The organism is Streptomyces ossamyceticus, from assembly GCF_001418475.1.
GTDB classification, from domain to species: domain Bacteria; phylum Actinomycetota; class Actinomycetes; order Streptomycetales; family Streptomycetaceae; genus Streptomyces; species Streptomyces ossamyceticus.
Map to the genome: position 1 here is coordinate 1 of NZ_LIQX01000945.1, position 3688 is coordinate 3688.

The 3688-nt window shown below is 73.9% G+C and carries 3 protein-coding genes; all 3 read left to right on the plus strand.

The window, feature by feature from the left end:
- The first annotated feature begins 80 nt into the window (after positions 1 to 80).
- On the plus strand, positions 81 to 1220 hold the full coding sequence (locus tag AOK15_RS40820; protein WP_055524276.1) for an acyl-CoA dehydrogenase family protein: 1140 nt from the start codon (positions 81 to 83) through the stop codon (positions 1218 to 1220).
- Between the two features lie 63 nt (positions 1221 to 1283).
- The gene (locus AOK15_RS40825) at positions 1284 to 2333 is read left to right on the plus strand and encodes a Zn-dependent alcohol dehydrogenase (RefSeq protein ID WP_055524278.1); all 1050 of its coding nucleotides are present in this window, start codon (positions 1284 to 1286) and stop codon (positions 2331 to 2333) included.
- 149 nt (positions 2334 to 2482) lie between these two features.
- Positions 2483 to 3688, plus strand: a 1206-nt coding sequence (locus tag AOK15_RS40830; protein ID WP_055524279.1) for a glycosyltransferase, incomplete at its 3' end; no start/stop codon positions are given.

Here is a 3688-nt window from a genome sequence, read left to right on the forward strand (position 1 = left end):
CAGTTCCCCGCGCCCCTTGAGCGGGCGCGCCTGGTGGGTCAAGTGGCTCTGAATGGGTCGACCGAAGGCGGTGCAGGTGGGTGGAGTTCGGATTCGGGGTGGAGAGTGAGGCGTTCCGGGCCGAGGTGCGGGGCTGGCTGTCGGCGCACGCCCATCGCGCCGGGGACCGGCGGGCCTGGGAGCGGACGCTCGGGGGCGACGGGTGGATCGGGCTCGGGTGGGCGGAAGGCGGGTACGGGAACCGGACGGCCACGCTCGTGCAGCAGGTCGTGTGGGCCGAGGAGTACGCGCGTGCCGGCGTGCCGCCCAGGTCGGGGCACATCGGGGAGAAGCTGCTCGCCCCCACCCTGATCGCCTTCGGGAGCCGGGAGCAGAAGGAGCGGTTCCTGCCGCCGATCGCCCGCGGCGAGGAGCTGTGGTGCCAGGGCTACAGCGAACCCGGCGCCGGCTCCGACCTCGCGGCCGTCCGCACCAGGGCCGAGCGCCGCCCGGACGGGACGTACACCGTCACCGGGCAGAAGATCTGGACCTCGCTCGCCCACGAGGCGGACTGGTGCTTCGTGCTGGCGCGCACCGAACCCGGGTCGCGGCGCCACCACGGGCTGTCGTTCCTGCTCGTCCCCATGGCGCAGCCGGGCCGTGTCGAGGTGCAGCCGATCCGGCAGATGACCGGCACGAGCGAGTTCAACGAGGTGTTCTTCGACGGGGCGCGCGCGACCCATGTCGTCGGCGGCGAGGGCGACGGCTGGCGGGTCGCCATGGGCCTCCTCGGCTTCGAGCGCGGTGTGTCGACGCTCGCCCAGCAGATCGGGTTCGCGGAGGAGCTGCGCGACGTCGTACGGGCCGCCGTGGCGACCGGCGCAGCCGACGACCCCGTCGTACGGGAGCGGCTCGTGCGGCAGTGGGCGGAGCTGCGGGTGATGCGGTGGAACGCCCTGCGGACGCTGGGCGGTTCGGAGGAGCCGGGCGCGCCCAGCGTGGCCAAGCTGCTGTGGGGGCGATGGCATCAGCGGCTCGGGGAGCTGGCGATGGAGGTGCGGGGCGCGGACGCGGCGGTGGGGCCCGTGGAGTGGTCGCCGGGGGCGCCGTACGCACTCGATCCGCTTCAGCACCTGTTCCTGTTCAGCCGGGCCGACACCATCTACGGCGGTTCGGACGAGGTGCAGCGCACGATCATCGCCGAGCGGGTGCTCGGTCTGCCGAGGGAACCGAGGGGTTGAGGGCGTGACGACGGTGCGGAGGGTGAGGGTCGGCCTGTCGACGGTGGGTCGGGGGGTGCCGGCGTGAGAGGTGTCGTGTTCGACGGGAAGCGGGTCGAGGTCGTCGACGATCTCGACGTCCGGGAGCCGGGGCCCGGCGAGGTGCGGGTCGCGGTCGCGGCGGCCGGGCTCTGCCACAGCGATCTGTCGGTGGTGGACGGGACGATCCCGTTCCCGGCGCCGGTGGTGCTCGGGCACGAGGGCGCGGGCGTCGTCGACGCGGTGGGCGCGGGTGTCACCCACGTCCGGCCCGGTGACCATGTGGCGCTGTCCACCCTCGCCAACTGCGGGACCTGCGCCGACTGCGACCGGGGGCGGCCCACCATGTGCCGTCGCGCGATCGGGCGCCCGGAGCGGCCGTTCACACGCGGTGCGGAGCCGGTGTTCCAGTTCGCCGCCAACTCCGCCTTCGCGGAGCGGACGGTCGTCAAGGCCGTGCAGGCCGTGCGGATACCGGACGACATTCCGTTGCCGTCCGCCGCGCTGATCGGGTGCGGCGTACTGACCGGGGTCGGCGCGGTCCTCAACCGGGCGCACGTCGACCGGGGCGAGAGCGTGCTCGTCATCGGGGCCGGGGGCATCGGACTCAACGTCATCCAGGGGGCGCGTATCGCGGGCGCGACCCGGATCGTCGCGGTCGACGCCAACCCGGAGAAGGAGACCGTGGCCCGGCAGTTCGGCGCCACGCACTTCCTCACCTCCGTGGAAGAAGCACGGGAGGTCGTGCCGACCGGTGTCGACCACGCCTTCGAGTGCGTCGGCCGCGTCGAACTCATCCGCCAGGCGATCGATCTGCTGGACCGGCGGGGGCAGGCGGTGCTGCTGGGCGTACCGGCGGCCACGGCCGAGGCGTCCTTCCGGGTCTCCTCCCTCTACCTGGACAAGGCGATCCTGGGCTGCCGTTACGGATCGTCCCGCCCGCAGCGGGACATCGCGCTCTACGCCGAGCTGTACCGCGAAGGGCGGCTGCTGCTCGACGAGTTGGTGACCGCCACGTACCCGGTGGAGGACTTCGCGAAGGCGGCCCAGGACGCGGCGCAGGGGAGGGTCGCGCGGGCCGTGCTCACGTTCTGAGCGGCCGGGCGCAAACGAAAGGGCAAGGAGTCACCGAACTCCTTGCCGTGCTCAACTTATAGCGCACGGGGGGTCTTGCGGCAAGGGCCCGGTCGTACCGCAGAATCACCGGCCTGAGCGGGAGTTCGGCGGAGATCGGGAGTGGTGGAGTGCGCGTTGTGCTGTCGACCTACGGGTCGCGGGGGGACATCCAGCCGATGGCGGGACTGGCCGCGAGTCTGCGGGAGTCGGGCGCCGAGGTACGGGTGTGCGGCCCGTCCGACGAGGAGTTCGGGAAGCTGCTCGCCGGGATCGGTGTGGAGATGGTGCCGTACGGGCCGTCGGCGCGGTCGCTGACGAAGGCGGCGCCGCCCGCGTCGACGATCCCCGAACGGGCCGCCCAGGTGATCGCCAATCAGTTCGAGGTGATCACCGCGGCGGCCGAGGGCTGGGACGTCCTCGTGGCGACCGGCATGATCCCGGCCGCGGCCGGTGCGCGCTCGGTCGCCGAGAGACTTGGCATCCCCTCGGTGTCCGTGACCTTCCAGCAGCTCACGCTGCCGTCGCCGCAGCGCCCGCCGTTGGCGTACCCGGGCCGTCCGCTGCCGCCGGACGTGACCGACAACCGGGCGCTGTGGGACCTCGACGCCGAGGCCGTCGACGCGCTGTTCGGGGAGGCGCTGAACACCCACCGGGCCGCCGCCGGACTGCCCCCGGTGGACGGCGTCCGCGACCATGTCGTCGGCGACCGGCCCTGGCTGGCGACGGACCCCGTCCTCGACCCGCCGACGCAGATGCCGGACTTCGACGTCGTCCAGACCGGCGTGTGGTTCCTGCCCGACGAACGGCCCCTGCCGGAGGAGCTGTCGGCGTTCCTGGACGCCGGCGACCCCCCGGTCTACGTGGGCTTCGGCAGCATGCCGATGCACACCTCGCGGGACGTCGCCCGTGTCGCCGTCGACGCGGTGCGGGCGCACGGCCGCCGGGTGCTCGTCGGGCGCGGCTGGGCCGATCTCGCCCTGATCGACGAGCGGGACGACTGCCTCGCCGTCGGCGAGGTCAACCACCAGGCGCTGTTCGGGCGGGTGGCCGCCGTCGTCCACCACGGGGGCGCCGGCACCACGACCACGGCCGCCCGGTGCGGCGCGCCCCAGGTCGTCGTACCGCAGCTGGCGGACCAGCCGTACTGGGCGGGCCGGGTGGCGGCCCTCGGCATCGGCGCGGCCCACGACGGCCCCGTCCCGACCCACGCCTCCCTGTCGGCCGCGCTGGAGGTGGCGCTCGCCCCGGAGACGGGGGAGCGTGCGGGGGCCGTCGCCGCCACGGTCCGCACCGACGGGACGGCGGTGGCGGCGCGGCTGCTGCTCGACGGGGCC